Origin of the sequence: Lacticaseibacillus thailandensis DSM 22698 = JCM 13996 (assembly GCF_001312865.1) — a bacterium.
GTDB lineage: Bacteria > Bacillota > Bacilli > Lactobacillales > Lactobacillaceae > Lacticaseibacillus > Lacticaseibacillus thailandensis.
The window spans coordinates 1-1789 of record NZ_BBER01000017.1 but is presented as its reverse complement, the minus strand read 5'-3'; the positions used below and the strand labels follow the sequence as shown (position 1 = coordinate 1789).

Annotated in this window: 1 rRNA gene; it reads left to right on the top strand. The window is 50.0% G+C overall.

The window, feature by feature from the left end:
- Positions 1 to 129: 129 nt before the first annotated feature.
- Positions 130 to 1700 (top strand): 16S ribosomal RNA (locus JCM13996_RS10200).
- Positions 1701 to 1789 lie beyond the last annotated feature (89 nt).

Genomic DNA, 1789 nt, shown 5'->3' with positions numbered 1-1789 from the left:
GGTAGTACTTTGAAAACTGAACAAAGTTTCGTATATGTGTAGGTTCTTCAACTTAGGTTGAAGAAGAATTAAACATTGCGAAGTCAATTCGCTTTTTAACAAATTAATGAGCTTAACAAGCTTCATATTTTATATGAGAGTTTGATCCTGGCTCAGGATGAACGCTGGCGGCGTGCCTAATACATGCAAGTCGAGCGAACTTAACTAAATGAATGCGGTGCTTGCACCAAGTGATTTTAGAGCGGTGAGCGGCGGATGGGTGAGTAACACGTGGGTAACCTGCCTCTAAGCAGGGGATAACATTTGGAAACAGATGCTAATACCGTATAAATCCTCAAACCACATGGTTTGAGGCTGAAAGGCGGCTTCGGCTGTCACTTAGAGATGGACCCGCGGCGTATTAGCTAGTTGGTGAGGTAATGGCTCACCAAGGCAATGATACGTAGCCGAACTGAGAGGTTGATCGGCCACATTGGGACTGAGACACGGCCCAAACTCCTACGGGAGGCAGCAGTAGGGAATCTTCCACAATGGACGCAAGTCTGATGGAGCAACGCCGCGTGAGTGAAGAAGGCTTTCGGGTCGTAAAACTCTGTTGTTGAAGAAGAACACGTTTGAGAGTAACTGTTCAGACGTTGACGGTATTCAACCAGAAAGCCACGGCTAACTACGTGCCAGCAGCCGCGGTAATACGTAGGTGGCAAGCGTTATCCGGATTTATTGGGCGTAAAGCGAGCGCAGGCGGTTTTTTTAAGTCTGATGTGAAAGCCCTCGGCTTAACCGAGGAAGTGCATCGGAAACTGGGAAACTTGAATGCTGAAGAGGACAGTGGAACTCCATGTGTAGCGGTGAAATGCGTAGATATATGGAAGAACACCAGTGGCGAAGGCGGCTGTCTGGTCAGTTATTGACGCTGAGGCTCGAAAGCATGGGTAGCGAACAGGATTAGATACCCTGGTAGTCCATGCCGTAAACGATGAATACTAGGTGTTGGAGGGTTTCCGCCCTTCAGTGCCGCAGCTAACGCATTAAGTATTCCGCCTGGGGAGTACGACCGCAAGGTTGAAACTCAAAGGAATTGACGGGGGCCCGCACAAGCGGTGGAGCATGTGGTTTAATTCGAAGCAACGCGAAGAACCTTACCAGGTCTTGACATCTTCTGCTATTTCTAGAGATAGAAAGTTCTTCGGGGACGGAATGACAGGTGGTGCATGGTTGTCGTCAGCTCGTGTCGTGAGATGTTGGGTTAAGTCCCGCAACGAGCGCAACCCTTATGACTAGTTGCCAGCATTAAGTTGGGCACTCTAGTAAGACTGCCGGTGACAAACCGGAGGAAGGTGGGGACGACGTCAAATCATCATGCCCCTTATGACCTGGGCTACACACGTGCTACAATGGTTGGTACAACGAGTTGCGAACCCGCGAGGGCAAGCTAATCTCTTAAAGCCAATCTCAGTTCGGACTGTAGGCTGCAACTCGCCTACACGAAGTCGGAATCGCTAGTAATCGCGGATCAGCATGCCGCGGTGAATACGTTCCCGGGCCTTGTACACACCGCCCGTCACACCATGAGAGTTTGTAACACCCAAAGCCGGTGGGGCAACCCTTCGGGGAGCTAGCCGTCTAAGGTGGGACAGATGATTAGGGTGAAGTCGTAACAAGGTAGCCGTAGGAGAACCTGCGGCTGGATCACCTCCTTTCTAAGGAATTCGTTGTGGCGTCGCAAGACTAAAGCAACGATCGGAAACCTACACATGAAACTTTGTTTAGTTTTGAGGGTACTACCCTC